The following is a 20,984-nucleotide window of genomic DNA, read 5'->3' on the forward strand; positions in this document are numbered from 1 at the left end:
CTCTCAAATGGTACTTAAACATGAATAATAATGAATTAACATCTTTACCATTAGCTGAACGGAAAAGACTACTTGAGTTAGCCAAAACCGCCAAGCTATCTCGTCAACATACACAAAAAGCAGAAATTCGCCCCCAAGCCCGCAACGGCAATGTGCCATTATCCTGGACACAACAACGCCTGTGGTTTCTGACCCAGTTAGATCCCGCAGCCCAGACGGCGTATCACATGTCAGTAGGGCTACATCTACAAGGTCAGCTTAACCTGAATGCGCTACAAGCGGCTTTGGATCGGATTATTGCCCGTCATGAGAGCCTGCGGACAACTTTTGTGGCCATTGAGGGTACTGCCCGGCAAATTATCGGGGATGCCAGCAGTGGTTTTGCTTTGACGACTGGAGATATCAGCCATTTACCAGAACCAGAGCAACAAACAACAGTGGAAGAGCGCGCCCGCCTTGAAGCTGTCAAACCTTTCGATTTTACCTGTGGGCCATTACTCAGAGGGCATTTGCTCCGTTTGGCAGCAGACGAACATGTTCTGCTGTTGACTCAGCATCACATTATTTCAGATGGCTGGTCAGTCAAGATATTGATACATGAACTCTCTGCTCTTTATCAGGCTTTCAGTCAGGGGCAACCCGATCCATTACCTGAATTGACGCTCCAGTATGCTGACTATGTTCTCTGGCAACAACAGTGGCTACAGAGCGATGTACTGAAAACTCAACTAAATTACTGGCGCAATCGTTTACAAGGTGCGCCTGAATTGCTCGAATTACCCACCGACAAACCTCGTCCGATACAGCAGAGTTACAGAGGTAAGCGCGTCGATCTGGCATTCTCACCGGAATTAAGTGCAGGATTAAAAAACCTCAGCCAGCGTCATGGCACAACTTTATTTATGACGTTGATGGCAGGTTGGGCAGTGCTGCTTTCTCGCATCAGTGGACAATCCGATCTGGTGATAGGAACGCCGATTGCCAACCGTCCACAACATGAGCTGGAGCCTTTGATCGGTTTCTTTGCCAATACACTGGCATTACGTATTCAATTAGGTGACAACCCAAATGTCAGCGAATTGCTGGCCCAGGTGAAAAATTGTGCGTTAAGCGCTTATGAGCATCAGGATTTACCATTTGAACAATTGGTCGAAGCTCTGCGACCAACCCGCAGCTTAAGCCATAGCCCTATTTTCCAGGTTATGCTGACTCTCGATAATAAATCAGAACAAAGGAATTTTGAGTTAGCCGGACTAAAACTGAGTGAACTTCCTCTGGTCAGAGAAAGCGCTTACTTTGATTTGACTCTGTCACTCAATGACAGCGAAAACGGGTTAACCGGTGAACTGGAATACGCCAGTGATCTGTTTGACCCGGCCACGGTTGAACGTATGGCGGGGTATCTGCACACCCTGCTGACCGCAATGGTGGCTGATGACAGCCAGCCGGTGGCCGATCTGCCGCTCCTGACGCCGCCTGAACGTACTCAGTTACTGACCGCATTCAATGCCCGCGAAGTCAGTTACCCGCAGGATCAGCTGCTGCAACAACTTTTCGAACAGCAAGTGACGAATTCACCGGCCGCAACGGCGCTGGTGTACGGCGAACAGCAGCTGAGTTATGCCGAACTGAACCGGCAAGCCAACCAGCTGGCCCATGCCCTGATAGCAGCCGGTGTACAGCCGGATGACCGTGTCGCCATTTGTGTTGAGCGCGGCGTTGATATGATCGCCGGCCTGTTCGGCATCCTGAAAGCCGGGGCCGGTTATGTGCCGTTAGATCCGGATTACCCGACTGAACGGCTGAATTACATTCTGTCCGACTGTGCACCTAAACTGCTTCTGACCCAGCAACACTTACAGCACCGTCTCACCGCCGGGGTGCCGGTCTGGGTCATGGATAACAGCGATTATCTGAACACGGTGGCCCAACAGCCCGGCCACAATCCTGCACCACAACAACGGGGCTTAAAGCCACACCATCTGGCCTATATTATCTACACCTCCGGCTCCACCGGACAGCCGAAAGGCGTAATGATTGAACACCGCCATGTGGTTAATTTTGTTCATGTCCAGCGCCAGACCAATGCACTGACGCCGGCGGACCGGGTACTGCAATTTACCTCGGTGGCCTTTGATACCACGGTTTCCGATATTTTCGCCACCCTGGCCGCCGGGGCCACCTTAGTGCTGCGTCCGGCGCCCCTGCGTATCCCGGATAAAACCTTCAGCCAGTTCTTACAGGCACAGGCGATCACCGTCTGCGATTTACCCACCGCGTTCTGGCATTTGTGGGTCCAGGAGATGGCCGCCGGCCGCTGTGGTTTCAGTGCGTCTTTACGGCTGGTGATTGTCGGCGGGGAAAAAGCCGAGCTGCGCCACTTCAACACCTGGCAATCGTTAGCGGAAACCCGGTCCTGCCGCTGGATCAACTCCTATGGCCCGACGGAAACCACGGTGATTGCCACCGTATGGCAGCCGGATACCCCGGCAGTTTGTCCGACCGGCACCGTCCCCATCGGCTACCCGCTGACCAATGCCCGTCTTTATATTCTGGATGCACAGGGGCAACCGGTGCCCATCGGCGTGACCGGTGAAATCCATATCGGCGGTGCCGGCGTCGCCCGCGGCTATCTGAACCGCCCTGACCTGACCGATGAGCGCTTTATACCCGATCCGTTCAGCGATCACGCCGGGGCCCGGATGTATAAAACCGGGGATCTGGGCCGCTGGCTGCCGGACGGCACGATTGAATACCGGGAGCGCAATGATTTTCAGGTCAAGATCCGCGGCTTCCGTATTGAACTGGGGGAAATTGAAGCCCAGCTGGCGCAGTGTGACGGTGTCAAAGATGCGGTGGTAACCGTCCATGAAGATGAAAGCGGCCATAAGCGTCTGGTCGCCTATCTGGTGCCGCAGCCTGAAATTACCCTGGATCTGGTGCCGTTGCGTGAGCAGCTCAGTACCCGCCTGATGGAGTATATGCTGCCCGGCGCTTATGTCATCTTAGACGCCTTCCCTGTTACCCCGAATGGCAAACTGGATCGCAAAGCCCTGCCCGCCCCGGACAGCGCGGCCCTTGTGCGCCGTGAATATGCCGCACCGCAGGGTGAAATTGAACAGACCCTGGCTGAAATCTGGCAGGATCTATTGGGCGCAGAGCAAATCGGGCGCCATGATAATTTCTTTGAACTGGGGGGACATTCGTTATTGACGGTACAGGCTGCTGCCCGTTTACGGGAAAAGCTGAATCTGGAAGTGACACTGCAAGATCTGTTCACTCACCCGGTACTGGCCGATTTGGCCGCTTCGCTGATGCATGCCGCCCAGTCCGTCCAGCCGGTGATTTTACCCGCAGACCGCCAGCAGCCGTTACCCCTTTCCTGGGCGCAGCAACGGCTCTGGTTTCTGGCACAACTGGACAGCGCCGCGCAGGCCGCCTACCACATTGCCGGCGGCTTAGAACTGCACGGTGTTTTAAATCCGGCCGCCCTGCAAGCGGCGCTGGATCGCATCGTGGCCCGTCATGAAATTCTGCGCACCACCATCACTGTTATCGACGGGGAAGCGCGCCAGATTATCGGTGAGGCTGACCGGGGCTTTGCCCTGATATACCGGGATCTCAGCCCGTTATCCCCGGCAGAGCAGAAAATGGCCCGGGCAGCGGCGGCCCAGGCGGAAGCCCGGCAGGATTTTGATTTTACGCAAGGGCCGTTAGTCCGCGCCCAACTGCTGAAACTCGCGGATCAACACCATATTCTGCTGGTGACCCAGCACCATATTATCTCTGACGGCTGGTCGATGAATATCCTGACGAAAGAGTTCTCCGCCCTTTATCAGGCCTTCTGCCAGCAACAGCCCGATCCGCTGCCACCGCTGCCCATCCAGTACGCTGACTACGCCCTGTGGCAGCGCCAGTGGTTGCAGGGAGACAGGCTGGACCAGCAGGTAAACTACTGGCGTAATGCCCTACAGGATGCGCCGGTCTTACTGGAACTGCCCACTGACCGCGTCCGCCCGCCGGAACAAAGCTATCGGGGAGATCTGGTACGCTTTACCCTGTCCCCTGCACTCAGCACCGGTTTACACGCCCTGAGCCAGCGTCATGGCACCACCCTGTTTATGACCCTGCTGGCCGGCTGGGCAGTTTTACTGTCCCGCCTCAGCGGGCAACCCGATGTGGTTATCGGCACGCCGGTGGCCAACCGCCGGTACAGTGAATTAGAGCCGCTGATCGGTTTCTTCGCCAATACGCTGGCCTTAAGAGTCCGGCTGGAGGATAACCCGACCATCAAAGCGCTATTGGCCCGTGTTAAAGCCCATGCGCTGGACGCCTACGCCCATCAGGATTTGCCTTTTGAACAGTTAGTGGAGGCATTACAACCGCCACGCAGCCTGAGTCACAGCCCGGTATTTCAGGTGATGATGGATCTGGATAATACCGCCAATCAACCGCGTTTTCATCTGCCGGAATTAACGCTCAGTGAACTGCCGTCAGACAGAAAAACCACCCAGTTTGATTTGTCACTGTCACTCAATGACAGCGAAAACGGGTTAACCGGTGAACTGGAATACGCCAGTGATCTGTTTGACCCGGCCACGGTTGAACGTATGGCGGGGTATCTGCACACCCTGCTGGCGGCGATGGTGGCTGATGACAGCCAGCCGGTGGCCGATCTGCCGCTCCTGACGCCGCCTGAGCGTACTCAGTTACTGACCGCATTCAATGCCCGCGAAGTCAGTTACCCGCAGGATCAGCTGCTGCAACAACTTTTCGAACAGCAAGTGACGAATTCACCGGCCGCGACGGCGCTGGTGTACGGCGAACAGCAGCTGAGTTATGCCGAACTGAACCGGCAAGCCAACCAGCTGGCCCATGCCCTGATAGCAGCCGGTGTACAGCCGGATGACCGTGTCGCCATTTGTGTTGAGCGCGGCGTTGATATGATCGCCGGCCTGTTCGGCATCCTGAAAGCCGGGGCCGGTTATGTGCCGTTAGATCCGGATTACCCGACTGAACGGCTGAATTACATTCTGTCCGACTGTGCACCTAAACTGCTTCTGACCCAGCAACACTTACAGCACCGTCTCACCGCCGGGGTGCCGGTCTGGGTCATGGATAACAGCGATTATCTGAACACGGTGGCCCAACAGCCCGGCCACAATCCTGCACCACAACAACGGGGCTTAAAGCCACACCATCTGGCCTATATTATCTACACCTCCGGCTCTACCGGACAGCCGAAAGGCGTAATGATTGAACACCGCCATGTGGTTAATTTTGTTCATGTCCAGCGCCAGACCAATGCACTGACGCCGGCGGACCGGGTACTGCAATTTACCTCGGTGGCCTTTGATACCACGGTTTCCGATATTTTCGCCACCCTGGCCGCCGGGGCCACCTTAGTGCTGCGTCCGGCGCCCCTGCGTATCCCGGATAAAACCTTCAGCCAGTTCTTACAGGCACAGGCGATCACCGTCTGCGATTTACCCACCGCGTTCTGGCATTTGTGGGTCCAGGAGATGGCCGCCGGCCGCTGTGGTTTCAGTGCGTCTTTACGGCTGGTGATTGTCGGCGGGGAAAAAGCCGAACTGCGCCACTTCAACACCTGGCAATCGTTAGCGGAAACCCGGTCCTGCCGCTGGATCAACTCCTATGGCCCGACGGAAACCACGGTGATTGCCACCGTATGGCAGCCGGATACCCCGGCAGTTTGTCCGGCCGGCACCGTCCCCATCGGCTACCCGCTGACCAATGCCCGTCTTTATATTCTGGATGCACAGGGGCAACCGGTGCCCATCGGCGTGACCGGTGAAATCCATATCGGCGGCGCCGGCGTCGCCCGCGGCTATCTGAACCGCCCTGACCTGACCGATGAGCGCTTTATACCCGATCCGTTCAGCGATCACGCCGGGGCCCGGATGTATAAAACCGGGGATCTGGGCCGCTGGCTGCCGGACGGCACGATTGAGTACCGGGAGCGCAATGATTTTCAGGTCAAGATCCGCGGCTTCCGTATTGAACTGGGGGAAATTGAAGCCCAGCTGGCGCAGTGTGACGGTGTCAAAGATGCGGTGGTAACCGTCCATGAAGATGAAAGCGGCCATAAGCGTCTGGTCGCCTATCTGGTGCCGCAGCCTGAAATTACCCTGGATCTGGTGCCGTTGCGTGAGCAGCTCAGTACCCGCCTGATGGAGTATATGCTGCCTAGTGCCTATGTTATCTTAGACGCCTTCCCTGTTACCCCGAATGGCAAACTGGATCGTAAAGCACTACCTGCTCCCGACCGTTCCGCTATTATCAGTCGGGAATATCAGGCTCCTCAGGGGGAAACTGAACAGCAATTAGCGTCTGTTTGGCAAGTCCTGCTAGGATTGGAACAAGTCGGACGCCATGACAATTTCTTTGAATTAGGCGGACATTCGTTGCTGGTCGTCAATTTAATCGAAGAACTTCGCCAACGAGGTTTCACTCTGGAGGTCAGTACCGTCTTCTCCTCTCCAACATTGATGGCAATGGCAGCACGTCTGATGGATACTGCGTTGGATGATACTGGCACATATGATGTACCTCCTAACCTCATTACTGGCGATTGCCAATCCATTACACCGCAAATGTTACCGCTAGTGACTCTGACACAGGATCACATCGACCAGATTGTGACTCATGTTTCCGGTGGTGTTACCAATGTTCAGGATATCTACCCGGCAGGGCCATTACAGGAAGGAATTTTGTTCCATCATTTGCTGGAAACAAAAGGTGATATTTATCTGGATAATCTGCTGATGAGTTTTGACAGCCGGGCCCGTCTGGATACTTTCCTGCTGACATTACAACAAGTCATTGACCGTCACGATATTCTGCGCAGTGCATTTCATTGGGATAACCTGCCGGAGCCTGTGCAGGTGGTTTATCGCCATGCACCTCTGCCAGTCATCGAATCAGAGCTATCATCTGATATCGACGCCATACAGCAATTACGTGATGTGACAGATCCCCGCTCAATACGGATGGATATCACCAGAGCACCACTATTGTCCGCCAATATTGCCAAAGATCCACAAACTGACTGTTGGCATTTGGCATTGCTCTACCATCATCTGGTTTGTGACCATTTGTCACTGGAAATGATCTTCAATGAAGTTGAAATGTTACTGCTTGGGCAAAAAGACCATTTACCGCCTTCTCTGCCTTACCGTAACTTTATCGCCCAGATCCGCTCGGTGCCAATTGAAAAACATCAAACCTATTTCCACCAGCTTTTGAGTGATGTGGATGAACCCACTCTGCCTTTTGACTTACTGGATGTACAAGGTAATCTCGACGAACACGACGATGCAAATGAAAACAGCAAGATAGAAGAGGCTGAATTTGCTTTGGATGATGAATTAGCTCATCAGATACGTGACTGTGCCCGTCAACAGGGGGTCAGTGCCGCGGTTCTGTTCCATGTGGCATGGGCACAGGTTCTCGCACAATGCAGCGGACGGGAAGATGTTGTTTTCGGTACAGTCTTATTGGGTCGTTCGCAACGAGGAACGGATACCACTCAGGTACTCGGTATGTTCATCAATACTCTGCCTGTACGTATTATGTTACAGGAGCGTACAGTACAGCAGGTGGTACAGGAAACTTACCAGCAACTCAGTACATTGCTGGAGCATGAACAGACTCCGTTAGCCATCGCCCAACGTTGCAGCGGTATTCAGGCACCTCAGCCACTGTTTAGTAGTCTGCTCAATTTCCGTCATAGCCAACGACACGATCAACAAGCCGGTTCACCCGTTTGGGAAGGTATTCAGACATTCAGCAGTGAAGAACGCAGTAATTATCCCTTGTCATTGGATGTGGATGATTTTGAAAATGGCTTTGCGTTAACTGCTCAGTGCAACCGTCAGGTTAACCCAACCCGCATTAACGCTTATATGGATACAGCGTTGAGAGCACTGGTAACGGCATTACAGAATATGCCAAAACAGCCTATTCAATCCATCACCATTCTGCCACCGGCAGAACGTGCACAGCTATTGGCAGACTTTAACAAGGCCAAAGTTGACTGTCCTCAGGATATGTTGCTCCAGCAGCTGTTTGAACAGCAGGTTGCGCTCACACCTGATGCCATCGCACTGATTCACGGCACACAAATTAGTACAGAGCAAATTAGTGAAGAACAGCAACTCACTTACAAAGATCTGAACCAGAGAGCCAATCAACTGGCTCACGCACTGATTGCAGCAGGGGTACAGCCTGATGATCGCGTGGCGATTTGTGTTGAGCGTGGTTTGGATATGGTGGTTGGCTTGTTCGGGATCTTAAAAGCGGGTGCTGGTTATGTGCCACTGGATACAGACTACCCGACTGAACGCCTGAATTACATTCTGTCAGATTGTGCACCTAAGTTATTGCTGACTCAGCAACACTTACAGACTCGCTTATCAACCGATGTACCTGTCTGGAACCTGGATAATCATCATCATGCAGAGCTGATGGCACAACAGCCCACTCACAACCCAGAACCGCAACAGTTAGGGCTGGAACCGCATCATCTGGCCTATATCATCTATACTTCCGGCTCTACCGGGCAGCCGAAAGGGGTGATGATTGAACACCGCAATGTGGTCAATTTTGTTCATGTCCAGTGTCAGACCAATGAGCTGACACCGGCAGATCGGGTACTGCAATTTACTTCCGTTGCGTTCGACACCACTGTGTCGGATATCTTTGCGACACTCGCAGCCGGCGCAACTTTAGTATTACGTCCATCCGAACTGCGTGTACCGGATAGCGCATTCGCCCGATTCTTACAACAACAGAAAATCACGGTGACTGATTTACCCACCGCGTTCTGGCATCTGTGGGTCCAGGAGATGGCCGCAGGACGTTGTGGTTTCAGCCCATATCTGCGTCTGGTGATTGTCGGCGGGGAAAAAGCGGAACTACGTCATTTTATGACCTGGCAATCTCTGCCGGAGACCCGTTCATGCCGTTGGATTAACTCTTATGGCCCAACCGAAACCACCGTTATTGCTACGGTGCTGAAACTGGATAGTACTTCTGTCTATACCGCAGAGGCGTTACCAATTGGCTACCCTCTCGCCAACACCCGCATCTATATCCTTGATACGCGGGGAGAGCCTGTCCCGATGGGCGTTTCCGGCGAAATTTATATTGCAGGTGCTGGTGTGGCCCGTGGTTATCTGAATCAGCCTGAACTCACGGCAGACCGTTTTGTACCTGATCCATTTGCTGGATCATCAACTGAGCCGTCACATGCCCGCATGTACAAAACCGGTGACTTAGGCCGCTGGCTGCCGGACGGCACGATTGAATACCTCGGACGCAATGATTTTCAGATCAAGCTCCGCGGATTCCGCATTGAGCCAGGGGAAATCGAAACTCAGCTAGCAGCTTGTGAGGGAGTCAAAGATGCTATCGCCATGGTTCGTGAAGATGAAACCGGTGATAAGCGTCTGGTGGCTTATCTGGTGCCACAACCTGATGCCACTCTGGAAGTCGCCAGCTTACGCGAACAACTGAGCAATCATCTGCTGGATTACATGATCCCCAGTGCCTTCATCGTACTGGATGCTTTCCCGCTGAACCCGAACGGTAAACTGGATCGTAAATCTCTGCCTGCCCCTGACCGTTCTGCTACGGCAACGCGGGAGTATGAAGCACCACAAGGAGAAGCAGAACAACAACTGGCGGCTATCTGGCAAACCCTGCTAGGGCTGGAGTTGGTTGGTCGTCATGATGATTTCTTTGAGCTTGGAGGAAATTCATTATCAATCATGCAATTATCAACGAGACTGCATGAAGAATTCCATCTGGAAATCTCAATTGCAGATATTTTCCGTCATTCAACCCTATCCAAACTTGCTGAACTTATTCTGTCAAAACAAGTAGAAACCTTTTTTGACCAGGATATTGAAGATATTCAAAAAGAGCTGGAAAACCTATCCGAAGAAGAGTTGCTTGCCATGCTAAATGGAGGTCAAAAATGAGTAAAAATGAACAAACACTGAATCAATTAAGGCAAGCAGTACTCCAGAAGAAACTGAAAGAACGCATTCAAAACAGTCTGACAGCAGAGAAAGATCAGATCCCTGCCAGAAATCCGCAGCAGGAAATACCATTATCCTGGGCGCAACAGCGCCTATGGTTCCTTGCACAATTAGATCCGGCGGCGCTGACAGCGTACCACATTCCGACCGCTCTTCATCTGCAAGGTCATCTGAACAAGCCAGCCTTACAGGCCGCGCTGGATCGGATTGTCGCCCGCCATGAGATCCTGCGTACTACGATTACATCGGCTGCGCATACATCAACGACATTGACGGAAGATAAAGTTAAGGTTGAAGGGAAAGCCGGGGCGGAAAGAGCCGCCCTGCAAATCGTCCACAGTGCAGATTATGGTTTTTCTTTAATTACCAAAGATCTCAGCCAGTTAACCAAAGATGAACAGCAGGCGACAATTCAGAGCGCCATGCAGTTTGAAGCGACTCAACCCTTTAATTTTGAAAGCGGCCCCTTAATACGGGGGCAATTATTCAAGCTCGCCGAAGCAGAAGATGAACATACCCTGCTATTAACTCAGCATCACATTATTTCGGATGGCTGGTCAGTCAACGTGTTAATGCAGGAGTTCTCCACCATTTACCAAAGTTTCTGCCACGGGATGCCTGACCCATTACCCCCACTGAAAATCCAGTATGCTGATTATACTCTCTGGCAACGGCAGAAATTACAGGGTAAAGAGCTGGAGAAACAACTGGATTATTGGCGTAACGCTCTACAAGATGCGCCGACACTTTTGACACTTCCGACTGACAGACCCCGTCCTTCACGGCAAACCTATGCCGGAGGAGAGGCTATCGTTACGTTGTCACCTGATTTGACCGGAAAATTAAAGGCTTTCGCCCAACGTCATGGCGCTACTTTATTTATGACCCTGCTGGCAGGATGGTCAATATTACTTTCCCGCCTCAGTGGACAAGATGATGTGGTAATAGGTACTCCCGTGGCTAATCGCAAACATCGCGATCTGGAACCGCTAATCGGCTTTTTTGTCAATACCTTAGCGTTACGGGTTCAATTACAGAATAATCCCACTGTCAGCGAATTACTGGCACATGTAAAAGCACATACTTTGCAGGCTTTTGAACATCAGGATTTTCCATTTGAACAACTGGTTGAAGCATTAAAACCGCCCCGCAGCCTGAGTTATAGTCCTATCTTTCAGGTTATGTTGTCACTGGACAATACGCCCGGACAACAGCAGTTTGAGCTGCCAGAGTTAACTATCAGTGAACTGGATCTATCCGAAGACAGTTCACACTTCGATCTTTCATTATCACTGCATGACACCGAAAATGGGTTAATCGGTGAACTGGAATATGCCAGCGATCTGTTTGACCAGGCCACCATGAAACGTATGGCAGGTTATCTGCAAACTCTGCTGGCCGCTATGGTTAGCGATGATTCACAACGTGTGGCAGATCTTCCACTGTTGATGCCACATGAACGTACCCAATTACTGGCAGATTTCAATGCCAGAAAAGCCAATTATCCACAAGATATGTTGCTCCAACAGTTCCTTGAGCAACAGGCCGGGCATTCACCTGATGCTATTGCGTTGATTAGCGGTAAAGAACAACTCAGCTATGCCGAACTGAACCAGCGGGCTAACCAACTGGCCCATGCCCTGATTACCGCTGGTGTGCAGCCGGACGACCGCGTGGCGATTTGTGCCGGACGTGGGCCGGATATGATTATTGGCCTGTTCGGCATCCTGAAAGCAGGTGCCGGTTATGTACCATTAGATCCTGAATACCCCACTGAACGCCTGGCTTATATTCTGTCAGATTGTGAACCTAAGTTATTGCTGACCCAACATCATTTACAGAGCCGTTTAACGACCAAAGTACCCGTCTGGGTCATGGATGATGATGACTATCTGGATTATGTGGCACAACAGCCCGACCACAATCCTGAACCACAAAAACTGGGATTAGAGCCACACCATCTGGCCTATATTATCTATACTTCCGGTTCCACCGGACAACCGAAAGGTGTAATGATTGAACACCGTAATGTGGTCAATTTTGTTCATGTCCAGTGTCAAACCAATGCACTGACGCCGACGGATCGGGTACTGCAATTTACCTCGGTGGCCTTTGATACCACGGTTTCCGATATTTTTGCCACCCTGGCCGCCGGAGCAACATTAGTGCTGAGAGATGCCCATCTGCGTATCCCTGATAAAAACTTCAGCCAATTCTTGCAGGAACAAGCGATCACCGTTTCCGATTTACCCACCGCTTTCTGGCATCTGTGGGTGCAGGAAATGGCGGCAGGACGTTGTGATTTCAGCCCCTTTTTACGTCTGGTGATTGTCGGCGGGGAAAAAGCCGAACTCCGTCACTTCAATACCTGGCAATCATTAGCGGAAACCCAGTCCTGCCGCTGGATCAACTCTTACGGCCCAACGGAAACAACGGTGATTGCCACAGTATGGCAACCGGGCAGTCACTCCCCTTGCCTGACGGGCACCGTCCCCATTGGATATCCGCTCACCAATACCCGCATTTATATTCTCAATACTCAGGGGCAACCAGTACCCATCGGAGTTGCAGGTGAAATCTATATCGGCGGCTCAGGCGTCGCCCGCGGGTATCTGAACCGCCCTGACCTCACCGCTGAGCGGTTTGTGACTGATCCATTCAGTGAACAACCTGATGCCCGTATGTATAAAACCGGGGACTTAGGCCGCTGGCTGCCGGATGGCACGATTGAATATCTGGAGCGTAATGATTTTCAGGTCAAGATCCGTGGCTTCCGCATTGAACTGGGAGAAATTGAAACACAACTGGCTAAATGTGATGGTGTCAAGGATGTCGTCGTTACCGCGCATGAAGATGGAAGCGGCAATAAACGTCTGGTGGCGTATCTGGTGCCACAATCTGCAATAACACTGGATATCATTCAATTGCGTGAACAATTAAGCACCCAATTGATGGAATATATGCTGCCGAGTGCATATGTCATTCTGGACGCCTTCCCGTTAACGCCTAACGGAAAAATCGATCGCAAGGCACTGCCTGCCCCCGATCGTACTGCTATCATCAGCCGGGAATATCAAGCTCCAGAAGGCGAAGCGGAACAACAACTGGCAACAGTCTGGCAAGCATTGCTAGGATTGGAACAAGTTGGACGTCATGACAATTTCTTTGAGCTGGGAGGCCATTCATTGTTAGTCGTCAGCCTGATCGAACAGCTACGTCAGCGCAATTGTGCTCTTGATGTCAGTGCTGTTTTCTCCGCTCCAACATTGGCTGCGATGGCAACTCATTTGACGATGCACGCCGGATCAGAGTCAAACAGTCCGGTCGTGCCACCAAACCTGATCCCAGATAACTGTCAGACGATTACACCGGATATGCTGCCATTAGTGACGCTGTCACAAGATAATATTGATCAGATAGTCGTTCAGGTAACAGGGGGGGTCAGCAATATTCAGGATATCTACCCACTCGGCCCATTACAGCAAGGAATTCTGTTCCAGCATTTACTGGAAACCGAAGGCGATATTTATCTCGATAGTGTCATCATGACTTTTGACAGCCGCCAGCGTCTGGATATTTTCCTGCTGGCTATGCAGAAAGTTATCGATCGCCACGACATTCTGCGCAGTGCTGTCCAGTGGCATAACTTGCCAGAGCCAGTACAGGTAGTTTACCGTCATGCACCACTTCCTGTTAAAGAGTTAACACTGGCAGGGGAAGACAGCGCGGAGCAACAACTGCGCCACCATACCGATTCTCATTCGACACGTATGGATATTACCAGAGCGCCATTATTGTCCGCCAGCATTGCGCAAGATCATCCTTCACAACACCATACTGCACAAAATCCGCGTTGGTTACTGGCCTTACAGCACCACCATCTGGTTTGCGATCATTTGTCACTGGAAGTGATATTCGACGAAGTTGAAACCATATTACTGGGACAGAGTGAAGATTTGCCTGCACCTCTGCCTTATCGCAATTTTATCGCTCAGACCAAAAACGTTCCGTTGGAAAATCATCAGGCTTATTTCCAACAGCTATTGGGAGATGTGGAAGAGCCGACTCTGCCGTTTGGCCTGCTCGATATACAGGGCAACCGTCACCAGATTGCAGAGGCTGTTTTCACACTGGATCGTGACTTGGCGCAAACGATACGGGATTGTGCCCGCCAGCAAGGTGTCAGTGCTGCGGTTCTGTTCCATGTTGCCTGGGCTCAGGTACTGGCGAAATGCAGCGGCCGGGATGATGTTATCTTCGGTACTGTTTTATTGGGACGGTTACAAGGCGGAGAAGATACAGCAAGAATATTGGGAATGTTCATCAACACATTACCTGTCCGCATTGTCCTACAGGGTCGTTCAGTTCAACAAATGGTACAGGAAACGTACCGGCAACTCAGCAAGTTGCTGGCACATGAACAGGCTCCTTTGGCTGTTGTCCAGCGTTGCAGCAGTATTCCTGCTTCTCTGCCACTGTTTAACAGCCTGCTTAATTTCCGTCATAATCCGAGTGACAACGAACAAGACATATCACCTGCCTGGGAAGGGATACAGACTCTCGAAACCGGAGAACTCAGCAATTATCCCCTGTCACTGGATGTGGATGATTTTGATGACGGCTTTTCACTGACCGCTCAGTGTAGCCAGCACATCGATCCTGCCCGCATTAACGCCTATATAGAGGTTGCACTAAGAGGGCTGGTGAACGCATTGCAAAATGCGCCTGAGCAAAATATTCAGTCTATTCCTGTTCTGCCACCAGCCGAACGTCGTCAGTTACTGGCAGACTTCAATGGTGCCAGTGTCACCTCTCCACAAGATATACTGCTGTTGCAACAACTAATTGAACAACAGGCATCTCTCACACCTGATGCCATTGCGCTGGTTAGCGGTGAAGAGCAGCTCAGTTATACAGAACTGAACCAACGTGCCAACCAATTGGCGCACGCCCTGATTTCGGCAGGCGTACAACCTGATGACCGCGTGGCTTTCTGTGTCGAACGCAGTCTGGATATGGTGATTGCCATGTTGGCAATATTAAAATCCGGTGCGGGCTACGTTCCACTGGATTGCGAATATCCGGTGGTAAGATTGGCTTATATTCTGTCAGACAGCCAGCCTAAGCTGTTACTGACCCAACAGCACTTACAAACCCGTTTATCAACTGATATACCAACCTGGATACTGGACAGCGACAACCATCTGGAGGCGATGGCACAACAGCCGGCATACAATCCTGATCCACTTCAGCTAGGGCTGGAACCACACCATCTGGCCTATATCATCTATACCTCCGGCTCTACCGGACAACCGAAAGGCGTGATGATAGAACATCACAATGTAGTCAATTTTGTTCACGTTCAGTGCCAGACCAATGAACTGACATCCTCTGACCGTGTACTGCAATTTACTTCTGTTGCCTTTGACACCACTGTCTCCGATATTTTTGCCACGTTGGCGGTTGGTGCAACATTAGTTCTGCGTTCTCCGGATCTGCGAATTCCAGATATCACCTTTACCGAATTCCTGCGGGAACAACAAATCACCGTTTCCGATCTCCCGACTGCCTTCTGGCACTTATGGGTACAGGAGATGGCAGCAGGTCGTTGCGGTTTCAGCCCATATCTGCGTCTGGTGATCGTTGGCGGTGAAAAAGCCGAACTCCGCCATTTCATGACCTGGCAATCCATGCCGGAAACTCATTCATGCCAATGGATTAACTCTTACGGCCCGACGGAAACTACGGTTATCGCTACCGTCCTGAAGCTGGATAGCCATTCACCTTACATGGCAGAAACCCTGCCGATTGGTTACCCGCTCACCAATAGCCGGATCTATATTCTGGATAAAGACGGTCAACCTGTTCCTCTTGGTGTTGCCGGTGAAATCCATATCGGTGGAGCCGGTGTTGCCCGTGGTTATCTGAATCGTCCTGATCTTACCGCCGAACGTTTTATCCCGGATACATTCAGTGAACAACCGAATGCCCGCATGTACAAAACCGGTGATTTAGGCCGCTGGCTACCGGACGGAACAATCGAATATCTGGAGCGCAATGATTTTCAGGTCAAGATCCGCGGATACCGTATTGAACTGGGAGAAATTGAAGCTCAGCTGTCGGCCTGTGATGGAGTCAAAGACGCTATCGTTATCGCGCGTGAAGATGAAAACGGTGACAAACGTCTGGTCGCATATCTGATACCACAACCGGAAATGCCATTAGATATTGTTCAACTACGTCAACAGCTTGGCTCCCGTCTGATGGAATACATGCTGCCCAGCGCCTTTGTGGTTCTGGACGCCTTCCCGCTGACTCCGAACGGTAAACTGGATCGTCAGGCCCTGCCTGCACCGGATCGCTCTGCAATTGTCAGCCGTGAATATCAGGCTCCTCAAGGGGAAACTGAGCAACTCTTAGCAACTATCTGGCAGACTTTGTTGGGGTTAGAGCAAGTCGGACGATATGACAATTTCTTTGAATTGGGTGGACATTCACTGTTAGTGGTTAGTCTGATTGAACAGTTGCGCCAGCGCGGCTTTACTCTGGCAATCAGTGCTGTCTTCTCTTCTTCCTCATTGATGGCAATGGCAGAACGTTTGACAAAAACAACAGCAGGTGACTGCATTACCTGTGATGTACCAGCCAATCTTATTTCTGATGACTGTCAGGCTATCACACCGGATATGTTGCCGTTGGTCACACTGACACAAGACAACATTGACCAGATTGTGGATCAGGTTGCCGGGGGCATCGCCAATATTCAGGATATTTATCCATTGGGACCATTACAGGAAGGTATTCTGTTCCACCATTTGCTGGAAACAACCGGCGATACCTATCTGGACAATCTGTTGATGACTTTCGACAACCGTACACGTCTGGATGCATTTTTGCAGACGGTGCAACAGGTCATTACCCGCCATGATATTCTGCGCAGTGCAGTGTACTGGGAAAATCTGCCGGAGCCGGTACAAGTGGTTCACCGCCACGTATCAATGCCTGTCACAGAGCTGGAATTGTCATCTGAAACTGATGCTGAACAACAACTGCGCGGTTATACCGATCCTGACGTGGTACGTATGGATGTCACCAAAGCACCATTATTGTCCGCCAGCATCGCCAAAGATCCGCATAGTGACAGGTGGCTGTTATCCCTACTGCATCATCATTTAGTCTGCGATCATTTATCGCTGAAATTGGTATTTAATGAAGTCAATGCTTTGCTACAGGGAAAAAGTGAGCAATTGCCAACACCTCTACCCTATCGCAATTTCATTGCCCAGACTAAAAATGTGCCGCTTGAACAACATCAGAGCTATTTCCGGCAACTGTTAGGTGATGTGGAAGAACCTACCCTGCCATTTGGTTTACTCGACGTTCAGAACAATGACGACATGATTGTGGAAGATGTCCTGACGCTGGATGATGATCTGGTTCAAATGATCCAGCAATGTGCCCGCCAGCAGGGTGTCAGCACTGCGGTCTTGTTTCATGTCGCCTGGGCTCAGGTACTGGCACAATGCAGTGGTCGTGATGATGTTGTCTTCGGAACAGTTTTACTGGGAAGATTACAGAGTGGAGAAGAGACAGAGCGAATATTAGGGATGTTTATCAACACATTGCCTGTCCGGGTTATTCTGCGGGGACGCAATGTTCAACAAACGGTACAGGAAACTTATCGGCAACTCAGTACATTACTGATACATGAACAAGCCCCTTTGGCGATTGCTCAGCGTTGCAGTGGCATTCCCGCTTCTCTGCCGTTATTTAACAGTCTGCTTAATTTCCGTCATAGCTCAGATGAGTCTGACGAAGATGAACAGGAACTCTCATCAATCTGGGAAGGTATTGAAACACTCAATACGAAAGAGTCACGCAGCAATTATCCTTTATCACTGGATATTGATGCCTATGATGATGGATTTGAACTGACCGCTCAGTGTAACCAGCAAATCGACCCTGCTCGCATTAATGCCTATGTGGTGACTGCACTAAGAGAATTGGTGACCGCACTGCAAAGCACACCGAAACAGGATATTCAGACAATAACTATCCTGCCACCAGAAGAACACACTCAGTTAATGGTAGATTTCAACGGTGCTGAGATTGTTTATCCGCAAGATGTCCTGCTCCATCAGTTATTCGAACAACAGGCCGTTGTTTCACCTGATGCCATTGCCCTGATGAGTGGTGAAGGACAACTCAGTTACACTGAACTAAACCAACGTGCCAACCAGTTAGCTCATGCCCTGATTGCCGCGGGTGTACAACCGAATGATCGGGTAGCTATTTGTGTTGAACGCAGTCTGGATATGATTATTGGTCTGTTCGGGATACTGAAAGCGGGTGCTGGTTATGTACCACTGGACACAGATTATCCGACCGAAAGGTTGAGCTATATTCTGGCGGACTGCAAACCGAAGTTATTACTGACTCAGCAACATTTACAGAGCCGTCTGGCAACTGACGTACCGGTTTGGTTAATGGATGGTGAAGACTATTTAACTACCGTGGCACAACATTCCACCCACAATCCTGAACCGCATCTGTCAGGGCTGGCTCCGCACCATCTGGCCTATATCATCTATACCTCCGGCTCTACCGGCCAGCCGAAAGGCGTTATGATTGAGCATCGTAATGTGGTCAATTTTGTTCATGTCCAACGCCAGACCAATGAACTGACACCTGCTGACCGTGTGCTGCAATTTACTTCCGTTGCGTTTGACACCACTGTCTCTGATATTTTTGCCACACTGGCAACCGGAGCAACCTTAATCCTGCGACCAGCTGATCTTCGTGTACCGGACAGCAACTTTGCCCGCTTCTTACGGGAACAGCAAATCACCGTTACAGACCTCCCCACTGCCTTCTGGCATCAATGGGTACAGGAATTAGCCGCAGGACGGTGCGGTTTCAGTCCTTCTTTGCGTCTGGTTATTGTTGGGGGTGAAAAAGCGGAGCTTCACCATCTCAACCTCTGGAAATCGCTGCCTGAAACCCAATCCTGCCGCTGGATTAACTCCTATGGGCCAACGGAAACGACGGTCATCGCCACGGTATTAAAAGTAGATGGTCATTCCGCTTATATTGCTGCCACCCTGCCTGTTGGTTATCCATTAACTAATAGCCGCATTTATATTCTGGATACACAGGGGCGACCTGTTCCTCTTGGTGTTGCCGGTGAAATCCATATTGGCGGCGCAGGTGTTGCCCGCGGTTATCTCAATCAACCTGAACTCACAGAGGAACGTTTTATTCCTGATCCATTCAGCCATCAGGCCGATGCAAGAATGTATAAAACCGGTGATTTAGGATGCTGGCTACCGGACGGTACAATTGAGTATCTCGGACGCAACGATTTTCAGGTTAAGATCCGCGGATTCCGCATCGAACTGGGGGAAATTGAAGCCAGATTATTTAATTATCCCGGAATCAAAGACGCAATTGTTATCGTGCGGGAAGACAATTTGCAAGAAAATATGCCCAATGATAAACGTCTGGTGGCCTATGTAGTACCACAACCAGAAACGACTATAGATCTGGAAAATCTGCGTGAGGCCTTACACACGAATTTAGCCAGTTATATGGTTCCCAGTGCTTTTGTGATCCTGGAGTCATTCCCGTTGACACCAAACGGCAAATTAGATCGTCGGGCATTACCGATACCGGATAAATCCGCTGTTATCAGTCGTGATTATGAAGCTCCTGTCGGAAAAACCGAGGAGATCATTGCAGAAATATGGCAGGACGTACTCAGGCTGGAACGTGCAGGACGACACGATCACTTCCTAGAGCTTGGTGGTCATTCCCTGTTAACTTTGCAAGTTGCTGTTCGTCTGCAACAGGTCTTAGGTAAAGATATCGGGATACGTGATCTGCTTGTCCATCCAACCATCAGTGAACTGGCTGCTTTTATTCAGTCAGACGCTGCACTTTCTCAACAAGAAAATCTGGTGACTATCCGTAAAGGCAATGGTGACATCTCACTGTTTCTTGTTCATGCGGTAGATGGAGATATTCACTATGCTTACGATCTTGCTCCTTATATTGAAGACAGTGAGCTGTCAATTTATGGACTCGCGACCAGTGACTCCTACGCAGAAGAAGATGCACAACTCACCGTTAACAAAATGGCTCAAACATATATTGCCTGTATCCGTCAGGTACAGGCTCATGGCCCTTATTATCTGGCAGGATGGTCATCAGGCGGAACTATTGCTTATGAAATAGCCTGCCAACTGGCCGCCGATGGTGAGGCAGTCAACTTTGTCGGATTACTGGATTCTGCTTCCAACTATCTGGAGTTCTTCACTCCAGAAGAACAACAAGCTGGAATACCATTTGAGAAAAGCACTACATTGCTTGAGTTACTGCCAGAAGGCATTCCTGAGCATTTCAGTGATGAACTGTATCGATTGGCTAAAAATCGTGATTACCATGCAATGCTGACCTTTGCAGAACAGAACAATTTGCTACCACCACAAATCACGCTTGAGAATATCAACGATCTCCTGCAATTACGCCACAATATCGCTGTTGCAGCCTACAACTATACGCCATCCCCGGCAGTCGTAGACGTTACTCTATTCAGAGCAACCGAAGAAGCGGCTCAGGGAGATGCAACTCTTGGATGGGATAAAATTGTACCAAATGAACGACTGACTATTATCCCGATTAAAGGAGACCATGGTTCTATTGTGACGCAACCTAATATTCAGGATGTGGGTAAGGTATTACTTGAGGCAATTATAGAGAGGAAATAAAAACATAAATCACGCCCGCAACAGCGGGCGTGATTTTTTATATTCTAATTAACCGGAGTTTCGTTTAAAAAGGGAGTTAAAGAGACCAGGGATCAACTTCAATTTTTATCAATGATAAATAAATTAGCGGAAACCAACAGACTCTAATTTACTT

1 protein-coding gene and 4 pseudogenes are annotated in these 20,984 nt (G+C 50.6%); all 5 read left to right on the plus strand.

Translation table 11 applies throughout. The annotated features are described in order from the left end of the window. Nucleotides 1-20 precede the first annotated feature (20 nt). Nucleotides 21-3,044, plus strand: a pseudogene (locus BDD26_RS20935) (non-ribosomal peptide synthetase); the annotation flags it as partial. 87 nt (nt 3,045-3,131) lie between these two features. Continuing rightward, nucleotides 3,132-4,703: pseudogene (locus BDD26_RS20940) on the plus strand (condensation domain-containing protein); the annotation flags it as partial. Between the two features lie 129 nt (nt 4,704-4,832). After that, nucleotides 4,833-6,245, plus strand: a pseudogene (locus BDD26_RS20945) (non-ribosomal peptide synthetase); the annotation flags it as partial. A 105-nt stretch (nt 6,246-6,350) separates the two neighbouring features. Beyond that, nucleotides 6,351-10,004 (plus strand): annotated as a pseudogene (locus BDD26_RS20950) (non-ribosomal peptide synthetase); the annotation flags it as partial. Continuing rightward, nucleotides 10,001-20,830, plus strand: a complete 10,830-nt coding sequence (locus tag BDD26_RS16315) for a non-ribosomal peptide synthetase (RefSeq protein WP_115827131.1) — start codon at nt 10,001-10,003, stop codon at nt 20,828-20,830. The pseudogene BDD26_RS20950 and the gene BDD26_RS16315, both read left to right, overlap by 4 nt. Nucleotides 20,831-20,984 lie beyond the last annotated feature (154 nt).

The sequence above is a fragment of the Xenorhabdus cabanillasii genome, from assembly GCF_003386665.1.
In the GTDB taxonomy this organism is placed as follows: Bacteria; Pseudomonadota; Gammaproteobacteria; order Enterobacterales; family Enterobacteriaceae; genus Xenorhabdus; species Xenorhabdus cabanillasii.